Origin of the sequence: Pseudomonas sp. R1-43-08, assembly GCF_003852255.1 — a bacterium.
Taxonomy (GTDB): Bacteria; Pseudomonadota; Gammaproteobacteria; order Pseudomonadales; family Pseudomonadaceae; genus Aquipseudomonas.
Window position 1 is genome coordinate 964,510 of sequence record NZ_CP027734.1, and the last position, 16,610, is coordinate 981,119.

General features: G+C 62.1%; 13 protein-coding genes. 8 read left to right on the top strand and 5 right to left on the bottom strand.

Translation table 11 applies throughout. The features are described from left to right. Positions 1-4 precede the first annotated feature (4 nt). On the top strand, positions 5-1,558 hold the full coding sequence (garD, locus tag C4J87_RS04225) for a galactarate dehydratase (protein WP_124365826.1): 1,554 nt from the start codon (positions 5-7) through the stop codon (positions 1,556-1,558). A 187-nt stretch (positions 1,559-1,745) separates the two neighbouring features. Next, positions 1,746-2,687, top strand: coding sequence for an AEC family transporter (locus tag C4J87_RS04230; protein WP_124365827.1), 942 nt, complete (start codon positions 1,746-1,748; stop codon positions 2,685-2,687). Between the two features lie 16 nt (positions 2,688-2,703). Here C4J87_RS04230 and C4J87_RS04235 read toward each other — a convergent pair whose 3' ends face one another. The 5 genes from C4J87_RS04235 to gatC form a co-directional block, all read right to left on the bottom strand. Next, on the bottom strand, positions 2,704-3,759 hold the full coding sequence (locus C4J87_RS04235) for a calcium/sodium antiporter (protein WP_164487681.1): 1,056 nt from the start codon (positions 3,757-3,759) through the stop codon (positions 2,704-2,706). 50 nt (positions 3,760-3,809) lie between these two features. Beyond that, positions 3,810-4,181, bottom strand: coding sequence for a septal ring lytic transglycosylase RlpA family protein (locus C4J87_RS04240; RefSeq protein WP_124365828.1), 372 nt, complete (start codon positions 4,179-4,181; stop codon positions 3,810-3,812). Positions 4,182-4,337: 156 nt separating this feature from the next. Continuing rightward, the gene (gatB, locus tag C4J87_RS04245; RefSeq protein WP_124361296.1) at positions 4,338-5,783 is read right to left on the bottom strand and encodes an Asp-tRNA(Asn)/Glu-tRNA(Gln) amidotransferase subunit GatB; all 1,446 of its coding nucleotides are present in this window, start codon (positions 5,781-5,783) and stop codon (positions 4,338-4,340) included. 10 nt (positions 5,784-5,793) lie between these two features. Further along, positions 5,794-7,245 (bottom strand): Asp-tRNA(Asn)/Glu-tRNA(Gln) amidotransferase subunit GatA, encoded by a 1,452-nt coding sequence (gatA, locus tag C4J87_RS04250; RefSeq protein WP_124365829.1) that lies wholly within the window; start codon positions 7,243-7,245, stop codon positions 5,794-5,796. 16 nt (positions 7,246-7,261) lie between these two features. Beyond that, positions 7,262-7,549, bottom strand: coding sequence for an Asp-tRNA(Asn)/Glu-tRNA(Gln) amidotransferase subunit GatC (gatC, locus tag C4J87_RS04255; protein ID WP_005784804.1), 288 nt, complete (start codon positions 7,547-7,549; stop codon positions 7,262-7,264). 210 nt (positions 7,550-7,759) lie between these two features. On the opposite strand from gatC, the gene mreB reads away from it, so the two are divergent. The 6 genes from mreB (at position 7,760) to C4J87_RS04285 (ending at position 16,587) form a co-directional block, all read left to right on the top strand. Next, on the top strand, positions 7,760-8,797 hold the full coding sequence (gene mreB, locus C4J87_RS04260; RefSeq protein WP_002555108.1) for a rod shape-determining protein MreB: 1,038 nt from the start codon (positions 7,760-7,762) through the stop codon (positions 8,795-8,797). A gap of 139 nt (positions 8,798-8,936) precedes the next feature. After that, complete coding sequence (gene mreC / locus C4J87_RS04265) at positions 8,937-10,031, top strand: rod shape-determining protein MreC (RefSeq protein WP_124365830.1); 1,095 nt, start codon at positions 8,937-8,939, stop codon at positions 10,029-10,031. After that, entirely contained in the window at positions 10,031-10,519 is a 489-nt protein-coding gene (mreD, locus tag C4J87_RS04270) for a rod shape-determining protein MreD (RefSeq protein ID WP_124361299.1), read from the top strand. The genes mreC and mreD overlap by 1 nt, the downstream gene beginning before the upstream one ends. Positions 10,520-10,569: 50 nt before the next feature. Next, the gene (locus tag C4J87_RS04275) at positions 10,570-11,166 is read left to right on the top strand and encodes a nucleoside triphosphate pyrophosphatase (RefSeq protein WP_124365831.1); all 597 of its coding nucleotides are present in this window, start codon (positions 10,570-10,572) and stop codon (positions 11,164-11,166) included. A gap of 71 nt (positions 11,167-11,237) precedes the next feature. Next, positions 11,238-12,695, top strand: a complete 1,458-nt coding sequence (gene rng / locus C4J87_RS04280) for a ribonuclease G (protein WP_124361301.1) — start codon at positions 11,238-11,240, stop codon at positions 12,693-12,695. A gap of 76 nt (positions 12,696-12,771) precedes the next feature. Continuing rightward, positions 12,772-16,587 (top strand): YhdP family protein, encoded by a 3,816-nt coding sequence (locus tag C4J87_RS04285; protein ID WP_124365832.1) that lies wholly within the window; start codon positions 12,772-12,774, stop codon positions 16,585-16,587. The last annotated feature ends 23 nt before the right edge of the window (positions 16,588-16,610 follow it).

Genomic DNA, 16,610 nt, shown 5'->3' on the forward strand with positions numbered 1-16,610 from the left:
TGTGATGCAGTTGATTGAACATGCCGACTCGCCGCGCTCGATTCGTTTGCACGAGCGCGACAATGTAGTGATCGTGGTGAACGACCAGGGCGTCCCGGCCGGCACCGAGTTTCCGGACGGCCTGGTCACTGTGGAGTTCATCCCGCAGAGCCACAAGGTAACCCTGGAAGACATTCCCGAAGGCGGCCAGATCATTCGCTATGGCCAGACCATTGGCTACGCGCTGGCGCCGATCCCGCGTGGCAGCTGGGTGCAGGAAGACCAGTTGCGCATGCCCACCGCGCCGCCGCTGGACAGCCTGCCGTTGTCCACCGAGGTGCCTGAAACCCAGGCACCGCTGGAGGGTTTTACCTTCGAGGGCTACCGCAACGCCGACGGCACCGTGGGCACGCGCAATATCCTCGGTATCACCACCACGGTGCAGTGCGTGACCGGCGTGCTGGACCATGCCGTCAAGCGCATCAAGGATGAATTGCTGCCCAAGTACCCGCACGTCGATGACGTCGTGGCGCTGACCCATAGCTACGGCTGCGGCGTGGCGATCACGGCCACGGATGCCTACATCCCGATCCGTACCGTGCGCAACCTGGCGCGCAACCCGAACCTGGGCGGAGAAGCCCTGGTGATCAGCCTGGGCTGCGAGAAATTGCAGGCCGGGCAAGTGATGCACGACAACGACAGCTCCGTCGACCTGAGCGAGCCTTGGCTGTACCGGTTGCAGGATTCCAGCCACGGCTTTACCGAGATGATCGAGCAGATCATGGCACTGGCCGAAGTGCGCTTGAAAAAGCTCGACCAGCGCCGCCGCGAAACGGTGCCCGCGTCCGAGCTGATCCTGGGCATGCAATGCGGCGGCAGTGATGCCTTTTCCGGGATCACCGCCAATCCGGCGCTGGGTTATGCGTCAGACCTGTTGTTGCGTGCCGGGGCCACGGTGATGTTTTCCGAAGTGACGGAAGTCCGTGACGCTATTTACCTGCTGACGTCTCGGGCCCAGAGCAAGGAAGTCGCCCAGGAGCTGGTCAGGGAAATGGACTGGTACGACCGTTACCTGGCCAAGGGCGAGGCGGATCGCAGCGCCAATACCACGCCGGGCAACAAGAAGGGCGGGCTGTCGAATATCGTCGAGAAGTCGTTGGGCTCCATCGTCAAATCCGGCAGCAGCGCGATCAACGGCGTGCTTGGCCCTGGCGAGCGCGTCAAGGGCAAGGGCCTGATTTTCTGCGCGACCCCGGCCAGTGACTTTGTGTGCGGCACCTTGCAACTGGCGGCGGGCATGAACCTGCACGTGTTCACCACCGGGCGTGGCACGCCTTACGGGCTGGCGATGGCGCCGGTGGTCAAGGTGTCGACACGCACTGAGCTGGCGCAGCGCTGGCCAGACCTGATCGATATCGACGCCGGGCGTATCGCCACCGGGCGTGCGAGCATCGAAGAGCTGGGCTGGGAGTTGTTTCACTTCTACCTGGATGTGGCCAGCGGCAAGAAGCAGACGTGGGCGGAGCGGCACAAGCTGCATAACGACATCACGTTGTTCAACCCGGCGCCAATAACCTGAGACCGGGTCGCCTGCATCGGGGGCAAGTCGAATCGTCGCACCGCCCCTCCCACACTTGACCGCGTTCTAACGTTGAAATGCGGTCGAATGTGGGAGGGGCTTGCCCCCGATAGCGGTCTACCAGGCACCATCGAGCTGTATGGCTTATCATTAGCCAACTAACGACGCTCACCAAGGTTCCCCCGGCATGCTGGCAATCTTCCTCACCACGCTCACCATCACCGCGCCGGTGTTCGCCATGCTCTTCCTCGGTGTGCTGCTCAAGCGCATCCGCTGGATCAACGACAACTTTATCCATACCGCCTCGTCCCTGGTGTTCAACGTCACCATGCCGGCGCTGTTGTTTCTCGGCATCCTGCATGCCGACCTGCATTCAGCGCTCAAGCCGGGTTTGCTGATCTACTTTGCCGTGGCCACGCTGGTGAGCTTTGCCATGGCGTGGGGCTGGGCGATTCTGCGCTGCAAGCGCGAAGACCGGGGCATCTACACCCAGGGCGCGTTTCGTGGCAATAACGGGGTGATCGGCCTGGCGCTGGCTGCCAGCATGTACGGCGACTACGGTATCTCCCTCGGGGCGATCCTCGCGGCACTGGTGATCCTGTTCTACAACACCCTGTCGACCATTGTGCTGGCGGTGTACAGCCCGGTGATCAAGTCCGACCCATGGAGCATCTTCAAGAGTGTGGTGGCCAACCCGCTGATCATCAGCGTGTTCGTCGCGGCGCCGTTCGCCTATTTCCAGATCGGCCTGCCCGGCTGGCTGGAAAAATCCCTGCAGTACCTGGCCGACACCACCTTGCCGTTGGCGTTGATCTGCATTGGCGGCACCCTGTCTCTGGCGGCGCTGCGCAAGAGCGGCAAGATGGCATTGAACGCGAGCCTGATGAAGATGGTCTGGCTGCCGGTGATCGCCACAGGCGGCGCGTGGCTGCTGGGGTTCCGGGGGCCGGAGCTGGGGATTTTGTTCCTGTACTTTGGCGCGCCGACGGCAGCCGCGAGCTTCGTGATGGCCAGGGCGGCCGAGGGCAATCATGAACTGGCGGCAGCGATTATCGTGATCACCACGCTGATGGCGGCGGTGACCACCAATATCGGGATCTTCGTGTTGCAGGCCGGTGGCTGGATCTAAGCTCTTTTCTGAGCGGCTATTGCGATTCCCTCTTGTGTTGGCGGTGCCAGGCGCGCAACGACGTGAACAACAGCCCCACCCCTAACGCCGGCAAGACGTAAAACAGCATCAAGTGTTCAAGCTTGGTGGCCAAGGGCATGCCGGTGGTAAACGCCATGACATGCAGGCCATACGCCAGGTACAGCCCCAGCAACACCAGGCCTTCTGCCCGCGTGACGCGGTAGCCGGTATAGAACACCGGCAGGCACAGGACGATGGCGCCGAGCATGACCGGCAGGTCGAAGTCCAGCGCGTTGGGCGAGACCGACAGCGGCGCAGGCGCCACCAGGGCGGTGAAGCCCAGCACGCCCAGCAGGTTGAACAGGTTGCTGCCGATCACATTGCCCACGGCAATCTCGCGCTCGCCACGCAGGGCGGCAATCAACGAGGTGGCGAGGCAGGGCAATGAGGTGCCAACGCCGATCAGCGTCAGGCCGATGACGCGCTCCGACAAGCCCAAATCGCCCGCCACCTCCACGGCCGCACCCAGCAGCAAATGCCCGGCCAGCACCAGCACCAACAACCCGCCGAGCATCAACAGCACGCTGCTCAGCCAGGGTGCCTTGGTCATGCTGGCCAGCGTGCGTGGGCGACGCGAGTGGCGCGTCTGGTAGTGCAGCACGCCGAGGTAGGCCAACAGCGCAACCAGCAGCACCAGGCCGTCGAACGGCGTCAGCGCCTCGTTGGCGGCCAGGACGAACACCAGCAGGCCGGCGACGATCATCACCGGAATATCCAGACGCACCAAATGGCGCGACACCCGTAACGGAATGATCAGCGCGGACAGGCCCAGGGTGACGAGGATATTGAAGATGCTGCTGCCGATCACGCTGCCCACGGCAATATCGGTGTTGCCGGCCAGGGTGGCCTGCAGGCTGATGGCCATCTGTGGCGCGCTGCTGCCGAAGGCCACGATGCTCAGGCCGATGATCAACGGCCGCACCTTGAGGCTGGCGGCCAGGCGCACTGCGGCCCGCACCAGGATTTCAGCACCGACGATCAACAGCAGCAAGCCGCTGACCAGTTCGAGCAGGCTCCAGGGTGAGAGGGCGTTCAATCCAAAAATGCTCAAGGCTGCCTCGATCAGTTGTTCAGGGCTTGCAGGCGAACCCGCGCGGTGCCGCTGCCGAGCATACGCAGTTGCTCGGCGGCCTTGCGTGAAAGGTCGATCAGGCGTCCACGGGTATGGGGGCCGCGATCATTGATACGCACCACCACAGACCGGTTGTTGTCGAGGTTGGTCACCTTGACCTGGGTACCGAAGGGCAAGCGCCGGTGGGCGGCGGTCAGGCCGTTCTGGTTGAACGCTTCACCGCTGGCGGTGCGTTTGCCATGGTGCTTGGCGCCGTAATAGGACGCGGTGCCGGTCTCGTCGTAGCCGTTGGGGTCGATGACGCCGCTGGCGCAACCGGTCAGCAGGGAAAAGACAGCCAGGAGGCCGAGTAGACGCTTCATTCCAGGTATTCCCGTATCAAATGTGGGAGGGGGCTCGCTCCCGATAGCGGTGGGCCAGTCACTGGTGTGTTGACCGAATCACCGCTATCGGGAGCAAGCCCCCCCCACAGGAGGTCCGAGTCGAGCATGAACACTCACTCGGCTCCTTCACCGCTATCAGCCCTCAAGCTTGCTTTTGAGCAATTCGTTGACTTGTTGCGGGTTGGCTTTGCCTTTGGATGCTTTCATCGCCTGGCCAACAAAGAAGCCGAACATCTTGCCGCGCTTGGCTTCATCAGCCGCGCGATATTGTTCGACCTGCTCGGCGTTCGCCGCGAGCATTTCATCGAGCACGGCCGAAATGGCACCGCTGTCGGTGACTTGCTTGAGCCCACGCTTCTCGATGATGTCATCGGCGCTGCCTTCACCGGCGGCCATCGCTTCGAACACGGTCTTGGCGATTTTGCCGGAGATGGTGTTGTCCTTGATGCGCAGCAGCATGCCGCCCAGTTGTTCGGCGCTCACCGGTGCTTCGTCGATTTCCAGGCCCTGTTTGTTCAACAGGCTGCCCAGTTCGACCATCACCCAGTTGGCCGCCAGCTTGGCGTCGCCGGCAATGCTCACGACCTTTTCGAAGTAGTTGGCTTGCTCACGGCTGGACGCCAAGACGCTGGCATCGTAGACCGACAGGCCGAACTGCGCCTGGAAACGTTCGCGTTTTTGCTGTGGCAGTTCCGGCAGGGTGGCGCGGATATCGTTGAGGAACGAGTCCTCCAGCACCACCGGCAGCAGGTCCGGATCGGGGAAGTAACGGTAGTCGTTGGCTTCCTCCTTGCTGCGCATGGCGCGGGTTTCGTCTTTGTTCGGGTCGTACAGGCGCGTTTGCTGGATCACCTTGCCGCCGTCCTCGATCAGTTCGATCTGGCGACGCACTTCGCTGTTGATCGCCTTCTCGATGAAGCGGAACGAGTTGACGTTCTTGATCTCGCAGCGGGTGCCGAACTCGACCTGGCCCTTGGGGCGGATCGACACGTTGCAGTCGCAACGCAGCGAACCTTCAGCCATGTTGCCGTCGCAGATGCCCAGGTAGCGCACCAGCGCATGGATCGTCTTGACGTAGGCCACGGCTTCCTTGGCGCTGCGCATGTCCGGCTCGGAGACGATCTCCAGCAACGGCGTGCCGGCACGGTTCAGGTCGATACCGGTGGCGCCGGGGAATTCTTCGTGCAGGCTCTTGCCGGCGTCTTCTTCAAGGTGCGCACGGGTCACGCCGACACGTTTGATGGTGCCGTCTTCCAGCGGGATGTCCAGGTAGCCCTTGCCGACGATCGGCAGTTCCATCTGGCTGATCTGGTAGCCCTTGGGCAGGTCCGGGTAGAAGTAGTTCTTGCGCGCGAACACGTTGTGCTGGCCGATCTCGGCGTCAATCGCCAGGCCGAACATCACCGCCATGCGCACCGCTTCCTGGTTCAGCACCGGCAGCACGCCGGGCATGCCCAGGTCGACCAGGCTGGCCTGGGTGTTGGGCTCTGCGCCGAACGTGGTGGCGCTACCGGAGAAAATCTTCGATTGGGTGGCGAGCTGGGTATGAATCTCCAGCCCAATCACAACTTCCCATTGCATAGTGTTCTCCTCAGAAGCCGGTAGGGGTGCGGGTGTGCCAGTCGGTGTTCAACTGGTACTGGTGCGCCACATTGAGCAGGCGGCCTTCCTGGAAATACGGGGCGAGCAATTGCACGCCGACCGGCAGGCCATCGACGAAACCGGCGGGCATGGACAAGCCCGGCAAGCCCGCGAGGTTGGCGGTGATGGTGTAGAGGTCTTCCAGGTACTCGGCGATCGGGTCGCCGGTCTTGGCGCCGATCTTCCAGGCCGGGTTCGGCGTGGTTGGGCCGAGGATCACGTCGACTTCTTCAAAGGCGGCCATGAAGTCGTTCTTGATCAGGCGGCGGATCTTCTGCGCCTTGAGGTAGTACGCGTCGTAGTAGCCAGCCGACAGGGCGTAGGCACCGACCATGATCCGGCGTTGTACTTCCACGCCGAAGCCTTCGCCACGGGAGCGCTTGTACAGGTCGGTGAGGTCTTTCGGGTTTTCGCAGCGATAGCCGAAGCGCACACCGTCGAAACGCGACAGGTTGGAGGACGCTTCAGCCGGGGCGATCACGTAGTAGGCAGGAATCGCGTGCTGGTTGTTCGGCAGGCTGATGTCCTTGATCACGGCGCCGAGCTTTTCCAGCTCCTTGATGCTGTTGTGCACCAAGTCGGCGATACGTGGGTCGAGACCGGCGCTGAAGTATTCCTTCGGCACGCCGATGCGCAGGCCCTTGAGCGACGTATTCAGGCTGGCGCTGTAGTCCGGCACCGGCTCATCGATGCTGGTGGAGTCCTGTTTATCGAAGCCGGCCATACCTTGTAACAATATTGCGCAGTCTTCAGCCGTGCGGGCCAGAGGGCCGCCCTGATCCAGGCTTGAAGCGTAGGCGATCATGCCCCAGCGGGACACGCGACCGTACGTCGGCTTCAAACCGGTGAGGTTGGTGAAGGCTGCCGGTTGGCGGATCGAGCCGCCGGTGTCGGTGGCCGTGGCGGCCGGCAGGAAGCGCGCGGCAACGGCGGCGGCCGAGCCACCGGACGAACCGCCGGGTACGTGGTCCAGGTTCCACGGGTTTTTCACCGCGCCGTAGTAGCTCGACTCGTTGGCCGAACCCATGGCGAATTCGTCCATGTTGGTCTTGCCCAGGGTCACGGCCCCGGCGGCGGCCAGCTTGGACACTACGGTGGCGTCGTAGGGCGCCTTGAAGTTGTCGAGCATCTTCGAGCCGCAACTGGTGCGAATGCCCTGGGTGCAGAACAGGTCCTTGTGGGCGATCGGGGCGCCCAGCAGCGCGCCGTTCTCACCGTTGGCGCGACGCACGTCGGCGGCCTTGGCCTGGCTCAGGGCCAGCTCTTCGGTGAGGCTGATGAAGCTGTTGACCTTGGGGTCCAGCGCGGCGATGCGCGCCAGCAGGGTCTTGGTCAGCTCTTCGGAAGAAAACGTTTTGTCGGCGAGACCGCGGGCGATCTCGGCCAGAGTCATGTGATGCATGAAAGGCTCTTTCCCTTTAGTCGATGACTTTCGGAACCAGGTACAGGCCGTTTTCGACCGCTGGCGCGATGGACTGGTAGGCCTCGCGGTTATTGCGCTCGGTCACGACGTCTGCGCGCAGGCGCTGACTGGCTTCCAGCGGGTGAGCCAGGGGCTCGATGCCGTCGGTGTCGACGGCCTGCATTTGGTCAACCAGCCCGAGAATGCTGTTCAGGGCTGCGGTGGTCTGTGGAAGATCGGCGTCATTGAGGCCAAGCGAGGCCAGATGCGCGATTTTTTCCACGTCGGAGCGTTCAAGCGCCATGGGATTCTCCAGTGGAAAACAGAACGGAAGGCGTCCGTGTGTTAGATTGTCGGAACACTACCGCATTTCTACGGTCATAAGGCCGCGATTGTGGGGGTTGGTGCACAGAAAGTCGGCCAATTTAGCACATTGGCGCCTTGCCCAAAATCCCTGTCGTTGTTAGAGTTTGCCGCACTTTTTTACCCACGCGTTGCCTAGGGTCCCTTTCCCATGTTCAAGAAACTGCGTGGCATGTTTTCCAGCGATCTTTCCATTGACCTGGGCACTGCCAACACCCTTATTTACGTGCGCGAGCGCGGTATCGTCCTGAATGAGCCATCGGTTGTGGCCATTCGGACCCATGGTAATCAGAAAAGTGTCGTTGCCGTTGGCACCGAGGCCAAGCGGATGCTCGGCCGAACACCAGGCAATATTGCTGCCATTCGTCCGATGAAAGACGGCGTGATCGCCGACTTCAGTGTCTGCGAGAAGATGCTGCAGTACTTCATCAACAAGGTTCACGAAAACAGTTTCCTGCAGCCCAGCCCTCGTGTGCTGATCTGCGTCCCGTGCAAATCCACCCAGGTGGAGCGTCGTGCCATCCGTGAATCGGCCCTGGGTGCCGGTGCCCGCGAGGTGTTCCTGATCGAAGAGCCGATGGCCGCCGCAATCGGCGCCGGCCTGCCGGTTGAAGAAGCCCGCGGTTCGATGGTGGTGGATATCGGTGGTGGTACCACCGAGATCGCCCTGATTTCCCTGAACGGTGTGGTGTATGCCGAATCCGTGCGTGTCGGCGGCGACCGCTTCGACGAAGCGATCATCACCTATGTGCGTCGTAACTACGGCAGCCTGATCGGCGAATCCACCGCCGAGCGCATCAAGCAGGAAATCGGCACCGCTTACCCGGGCGGCGAAGTTCGCGAAGTCGATGTTCGCGGCCGCAACCTGGCCGAAGGCGTGCCACGTGCGTTCACCCTGAACTCCAATGAAGTGCTGGAGGCTCTGCAAGAGTCCCTGGCCACCATCGTTCAGGCGGTGAAGAGCGCCCTGGAGCAGTCGCCGCCGGAGCTGGCTTCCGATATCGCCGAGCGTGGCCTGGTACTGACCGGTGGTGGCGCCTTGCTGCGCGACCTCGACAAGTTGCTGGCCCAGGAAACCGGCCTGCCGGTGATCGTCGCCGAAGACCCGCTGACCTGCGTGGCGCGTGGCGGTGGTCGTGCACTGGAAATGATGGATAAACACACCATGGACCTGCTCTCCAGCGAATAAGCTTGCCTGGATGGTTCATGCTCGGCCGGCAGGCAGCACTTTGCAGTGCTGCCTGCTGGCGTTTATCTTCTTCAATCTGCATCCAGGCCGGTTTGATGCCGTATGAATAAAGAGAACATTTGCCTGGGAGGAGCGGCCTATTAAACCGCTCTTCGCCAAAGGCCCCTCATTGGGCGTGCGCTTGTTGGTGCTGACCGTGCTTTCGGTCGCGCTGATGGTGGTCGACGCCCGTTTTGCGCTGCTCAAGCCTGTGCGTAGCCAGATGTCGCTGGTGTTGATGCAGACTTACTGGATCACCGACCTGCCGCAACGTCTCTACCAGGGCGTGGCCAGCCAATTCGGCAGTCGCACCGAGCTGATTGCCGAGAACGAAAAACTCAAGACCGAAAACCTGCTGTTGCAGGGTCGCATGCAAAAGCTCGCGGCCCTTACCGAGCAGAACGTGCGGCTGCGCGAGTTGCTCAACTCTTCGGCATTGGTCAACGAAAAGGTCGAAGTGGCCGAGTTGATCGGCATGGACCCCAACCCCTTTACCCATCGCATCATCATCAACAAGGGTGAGCGCGACGGCGTGGTCCTCGGCCAGCCGGTGCTCGATGCCCGTGGCCTGATGGGCCAGGTGGTTGAATTGATGCCCTACACCTCGCGCGTCTTGCTGCTGACCGACACCACTCACAGCATTCCGGTGCAGGTCAATCGCAACGGTTTGCGCGCGATTGCCAGCGGCACCGGTAACCCGGAACGCCTGGAGTTGCGGCACGTGGCCGATACCGCCGACATCAAGGAAGGCGACCTGCTGGTCAGCTCCGGCCTGGGTCAGCGTTTCCCGGCGGGCTACCCGGTGGCGACGGTCAAGGAGGTCATCCACGATTCCGGCCAGCCGTTTGCCATTGTGCGTGCCGTACCGACCGCCGCGCTGAACCGCAGCCGCTATCTGCTGCTGGTGTTCAGCGATAACCGCACCCCGGAAGAGCGCGCCAATGACGCCGCGCAGGCCCAGGAAGCGGAAGACAAGCAGAACGGCACCGCGCCTGTGATTCCCGCCACCGTGCCGAAACCGGCGTTCGTGGGGCCACCGGCGCCTGCGGTCGTACCCGCAACCGCAGCGCCTGTTGCCACACCGGCCAAGCCGGCTGCACACAGCGCACGTCCGGCGAAACCGGCGGCGACCACCGCGCCTGCCGCCAGGCCTGCGACAACCGCCCCGGCCACCACGCGGCAGAGGGAGGAATAATGGCCAGTACTCATTCGCGCAACGGCTGGATTGTCTGGCTGACCTTCGCCATCGGCCTGTTGCTCAGCGTTTCACCGCTGCCACAATTCATGGAAATCCTGCGCCCGCTGTGGCTGGCGCTGCTGCTGGCGTTCTGGTCGTTGAACCTGCCGCACAAGGTGGGCATGGTCACGGCGATGTGCCTGGGCTTGGCGGAGGATGTGCTCTATGGCACCTTGCTCGGCCAGAACGCGTTGATCCTCACCCTGATTACCTTCCTGGTGCTGTCGTTGCAGCAGCGCTTGCGCATGTTCCCGATGTGGCAGCAGTGCCTGGTGATCCTGGTGATCTTCGGCCTGGCGCAGTTGGTTCAGCTCTGGCTGAGCGCCCTGACCGGCAATCGCCAGCCTACTCTCGCGCTGGTATTGCCGGCCCTGGTCAGTGCACTGCTGTGGCCTTGGGTCAGCTTTGGCCTGCGCGGGCTACGTCGTCGCTACAAAATCAATTGACGGATTGCGAGGCTCTGCCTGGTTACCGAACCCTACAGGGAGAGTCTGCAATGAATGTGCTTTATCTGGCCTCGGGCTCCCCGCGGCGACGTGAGTTGTTGACCCAGATCGGTGTGCCTTTCACCGTGGTCAGCGCCGCCATCGATGAAACGCCTCTTATTGACGAAACCCCCGTCGCCTATGTCGAGCGCCTGGCTCGAAGCAAGGCAGCGGCGGGTCTGGCTGCGCTCGAGCACAGCGCAGGCATCTGCGTGTTGGGTGCCGATACCGCTGTGATCGTGGATGGCAAGATTCTTGGCAAACCGGTGGATCAGGCCGATGCCTTGGCGATGTTGATGGCGTTGGCAGGGCGTGAGCATGAAGTCCTCACGGCCATCGCCGTTACCGACGGCCAGCGCTGTGAAACCCGCTGTGTAAGCAGCCGCGTGGAGTTTCGTGAGATTTCCGCCCAGGAGGCTACGACCTACTGGCACAGTGGCGAACCCCAGGACAAAGCCGGCGGCTATGCTATCCAGGGGCTGGGCTCGGTGTTCGTGAGCGGACTCAATGGCAGCTATTCCGCCGTGGTCGGCCTGCCGGTGTGCGAAACCGCGCAACTGCTCGGCCAATTCGGCATACCCTGTTGGCAAAACCTTACCGCGCGCTGAACGCCTCTACTTGCGCGCCAAGCCATAAGCGATCGGTCACTATTGTGAAAACGCCTGAACGAGACCCAGCCATGAGTGAAGAGATTCTGATCAATATCACGCCGATGGAATCGCGCGTGGCGGTGGTAGAGAACGGTGTTCTGCAAGAAGTGCATGTGGAGCGCACCCAGAAGCGCGGGATCGTCGGCAACATCTATAAAGGCAAGGTGGTGCGCGTATTGCCGGGCATGCAGGCGGCGTTCGTCGACATCGGCCTGGACCGCGCCGCCTTCATCCATGCTTCGGAAATCTCGCTGCGTGAAGGCCCGGCGGTGGAAAGCATCAGCGCTCTGGTGCACGAAGGGCAGAGCCTGGTGGTGCAGGTCACCAAGGACCCCATCGGTTCCAAGGGCGCCCGGCTGACTACCCAACTGTCGATTCCGTCGCGGTACCTGGTGTATATGCCGCGCACGGCCCATGTCGGTATTTCCCTCAAGATCGAGGATGAGGCCGAACGCGAGCGCTTGAAGAAGGTGGTCAGCGACTGTGTAGCCGCCGAGGGCATCAAGGAAGCCGGTGGTTTTATCCTGCGCACCGCCGCCGAGGGTGCGGGCGCCGATGAAATCCTGATGGATATCCGCTACCTGCGGCGTCTGTGGGACCAGATCGCGGCGCAGATTCAGACCATTGGCGCGCCAAGCGTCATCTATGAAGACCTCGGCCTGGCGTTGCGTACCTTGCGCGATCTGGTCAGCCCGAAAATTGAGAAAATCCGCATCGACTCGCGGGAAACCTTCCAGCGCACCACGCAATTTGTCGCCGAGCTGATGCCGGAAATTGCCGACCGCCTCGAGCACTATCCGGGCGAGCGGCCGATCTTCGACCTGTATGGCGTCGAAGACGAAATCCAGAAAGCCCTGGAGCGCAAGGTCCCGCTCAAGTCCGGTGGCTACCTGGTGGTGGACCCGGCAGAAGCCATGACCACCATTGACGTCAACACGGGCGCGTTCGTGGGGCACCGCAACCTCGAAGAGACCATCTTCAAGACCAACCTCGAAGCTGCCACGGCGATTGCGCGCCAACTGCGCCTGCGTAACCTGGGCGGCATCATCATCATCGACTTCATCGACATGGAAGACGCAGAGCACCAGCGCCAGGTACTGCGCACCCTCGAAAAACAGCTGGAACGCGACCACGCCAAGACCAACATCATCGGCATCACTGAGCTGGGCCTGGTGCAGATGACCCGCAAGCGCACCCGCGAGAGCCTCGAGCAAGTGCTGTGCGAACCCTGCAGCAGTTGCCAGGGCCGGGGTAAATTGAAAACCCCGGAAACGGTCTGCTACGAAATTTTCCGTGAAATCCTACGGGAGGCACGCGCCTATCAGGCCGAAGGTTATAGAGTGCTCGCCAACCAGAAAGTGGTCGACCGCCTGCTCGACGAAGAGTCGGGCAACGTCGCCGAACTGGAGGGGTTTATCGGGCGCACTATTCGTTTTCAGGTCGAAACCATGTATTCCCAGGAACAATACGACGTGGTGCTGCTCTGATCCCCATTCGTTTTTCTTTTCCGAGACCGACAGGCAATGATCTGTCGTCCGACTACCGCTTTGAGGGTCGCCTGACATGGAGCGTCTGATACGCTTTTTTGCCGCTTTGACCCGTTGGGGGCTGGGCCTGTGTGCCTTGCTGCTGGTATTGGCTGCGGTGTACGTGAGCCTGGGGCGTGAATTGACCCCGCTGGTGGCCGAATACCGCGCTGAAGTCGAAACCAAGGCCCAGGCTGCGGTGCAGATGCCGGTACATATCGGTAGCCTCGAAGGCCGTTGGAGTGGCTTTGCGCCGGTATTGCTGGCCCACGACGTGATGGTCGGCGAGGGCAGCAGTGCGTTGCGCCTGGACCAGGTCGAGGTGGTGCCCGACCTCTGGGCCAGCCTGATGGCCCGTGAAGTGCGCATCGCCCATCTGCAAGTCAGCGCCGTGCAGTTGAGCGTCAAGGAAGACCAGGACGGTCGCTGGACGCTGCAGGGCTTGCCGTTACAGGACAGCCCGTCACTGGACCCGCAACAACTGCTCACCCGTATGCAAATGGTCAAGCGCGTCTCGGTGCTCGACAGCCAGGTGACCTTGCAACCGTTCGACCGGGCGCCGGTAACCGTGACGTATGTGGGCCTGAGCCTGCACACCGGTATGGCCCGGCAACGCCTGGACGCGCGCCTGACGTTACCCGACGGCCAACCGCTCGCCCTGAGCCTGCGCAGCCGCGTACGCGCCAGCCAATGGAAAGACGCCGAGGTCGAGGCCTACCTGAGCCTGCCTCAAAGCGACTGGGCCAAGTGGATTCCGTCCCGGCTGACCCAACAATGGAAGCTCACCCAGCTCAAGGCCGGCGGTGAGTTCTGGCTCAACTGGGCCAACGGCACCGTGCAAAGCGCGGTGGTGCGCCTCAATTCGCCGCAGGTAAAGGGCAGCTACGCCGAGCGCCAGCCGGTGCATATCGAAAACCTGGCCCTGACCGCGTATGTGCAACGCAGCGACAGCGGCCTCAAGGTGCTGTTGGATTCGCTGGCGATGAACATCGGCGAAACCCGTTGGGAATCGCGCATGCAACTGCAGCAGAGTCTGGCCACCGATGACGCCCAGGAAGTGTGGAAGCTTCAGGCCGATCGGCTCGACCTGACCCCCATTACGCCATTACTCAATGCCCTGGCGCCGCTGCCGGAAGGGTTCGCTAAGGCTGTCGAGCACCTGAAAGCCACCGGCTTGTTGCGCAATGTGCTGGTGGACTTTCGCCCCCAGGACACCACCGATCAAAAAGTCAGTTTTGCCGCCAACCTCGAGCGTGTCGGTTTTGACGCGTACTTCGGCGCGCCGGCTGCGCGCAACGTGTCCGGCAGCATCAGCGGCGACCTGGGCCATGGCGAATTGCGCATGGACAGCAAGGACTTCTCCCTGCACCTGTTCCCGATCTTCGCCAAGCCATGGCAATACATTCAGGCCAATGCGCGCCTGACCTGGACGTTGGACAAGCAGGGCTTCACCCTGATCGCGCCGTATATCAAGGTGTTGGGCGAGGAAGGCAAGGTCGCCGCGGATTTCCTGATTCGCCTGCATTTCGACCATAGCCAGGAGGACTACATGGACCTGCGGGTCGGCATGGTCGATGGCGATGGTCGTTTTACCCCCAAATATTTACCGGCAGTGCTGAGCCCGGCGCTGGATGAATGGTTGCGCACGGCGATCCTAAAAGGCGCGGTAGACGAAGGTTTTTTCCAGTACCAGGGCTCCTTGAGCCATAACGCGGTGCCGGCTTCGCGCAATATCAGCCTGTTCTTCAAGGTGCATGATGCCGAGCTGGCCTTCCAGCCGGGTTGGCCCCATGTGAACAAGGTCAATGGTGAGGTGTTCGTCGAGGAAAGCGGCGTGCGTATCCTGGCCAGCAAGGGCCAACTGCTCGATACCCAGGTCAAGGACGTCTACGTCAATATCCCTCACGCGCCGGCCGGCAAGGACAGCCACCTGCTGCTCACCGGCGGATTTTCCGGTGGTTTGGGCGACGGTTTGAAAATCCTCCAGGAAGCCCCCATCGGCACCGCATCCACCTTTGCGGGCTGGAAGGGCGAGGGCAACCTGCAAGGCAGTCTGGACCTGGACGTGCCTCTGGCCAAAGGCACCGAGCCTAAGATCGTGGTCGACTTCAAGACCGATAAAGCGCGCCTGCAACTGGCGGAACCTACCCTGGACCTGACCCAGCTCAAGGGTGACTTCCGTTTCGACAGCGCCAAGGGCCTGAGCGGCCAGAATATTTCGGCCCAGGCGTTCGACCGTCCGATCACCGCGCAGATTTTTGCCGAGGGCACACCCGGCAATATCAACACCCGCGTTATCGCCAAGGGGCAGGTGACGGTCAAGCGGCTCACCGACTGGTTGAAAATCAGCCAGCCGCTGCCGGTGTCCGGCGATATTCCGTACCAGTTGCAAGTGATCCTGGATGGCGTGGACAGTCAGTTGATGGTCAACTCCAATCTCAAGGGCGTCGCGGTAGACCTGCCGGCGCCGTTTGGCATGCCGGCGAGCCAGGGCCGTGACAGCACGTTCCGCATGACCTTGCAGGGTGCTGAGCGGCGTTACTGGTTTGATTACGGTGAGCTGGCGAACTTCACGTTTGCGGCGCCGCCGGACAACTTCAATGAGGGCCGCGGCGAATTGTTCCTTGGCGATGGCGACGCAGTGTTGCCCGGCGCGAAGGGCTTGCGCATTCGCGGGGTGCTCTCCGAACTGGACATCGACCCGTGGAAACAACTCGCCAACCGCTACGCCGGTAACGATCCGGGCGGCAATGCCAAGCAGCTGCTCAGTGGCGCTGATTTCAAGGTAGGCAAGCTGACCGGTTTCGGTACTCAGTTCGACCAGGTCAAACTGCAGCTGGATCGCAAGCCCGTGGCCTGGGGCCTGCAGTTCGACAGCCAGCAAGCCAAGGGCACGGTCAACCTGCCGGACGCCAAGGGCGCACCTATCGCAATCAATCTGCAGTACGTGAAGCTGCCTGCGGTCGACCCCACCGTACAGGCAGACGAGAATGCGCCGGACCCGTTGGCCGATATCGATCCCAAGGATATTCCGGCATTGGATATCGCCATCGATCAACTCTTCCAGGGCCCGGACCTGGTGGGCGCGTGGTCGCTGAAAGTCCGGCCGACCGCCAAGGGCCTGGCCTTCAACAGCCTGGACCTGGGCCTCAAGGGCATGCAACTCAACGGCGCCGGTGGTTGGGAAGGCGCGCCAGGGGCCAGCAGCAGTTGGTACAAGGGGCGATTGGACGGCAAGAACATTGCCGACGTGCTCAAAGGCTGGGGCTTTGCGCCTACGGTGACCAGCGAGGACTTCCACCTGGACGTGGATGGCCGTTGGCCCGGTTCGCCCGCGTGGGTCGGGCCCAAGCGGTTCTCCGGTAGCCTGGACGCAGCGTTCCGTAAAGGCCAGTTCGTGGAAGTGGAAGGTGGTGCCCAGGCATTGCGGGTGTTCGGCCTGCTTAACTTCAACTCCATCGGCCGCCGTTTGCGCCTGGATTTTTCCGACTTGCTCGGCAAGGGCCTGAGCTATGACCGGGTCAAGGGCTTGCTCGCAGCCAGTAACGGCGTGTTCGTGACCCGTGAGCCCATCACCATGACCGGGCCGTCCACCAACCTTGAGCTGAACGGCACCCTGGATCTGGTGGCGGATCGCGTCGATGCCAAGTTGCTGGTGACGCTGCCGGTCACCAACAACCTGCCCATCGCGGCATTGATTGTCGGCGCGCCGGCCATTGGCGGCGCATTGTTCCTGATCGACAAGCTGATCGGTGACCGGGTATCGCGCTTCGCCAGCGTGCAGTACACCGTGCAAGGCCCGTGGAAAGACCCGAAAATCACCTTCGACAAGCCATTTGAAAAGCCAAACTGAGAGGCTGTGGAGTAGCATGGTCC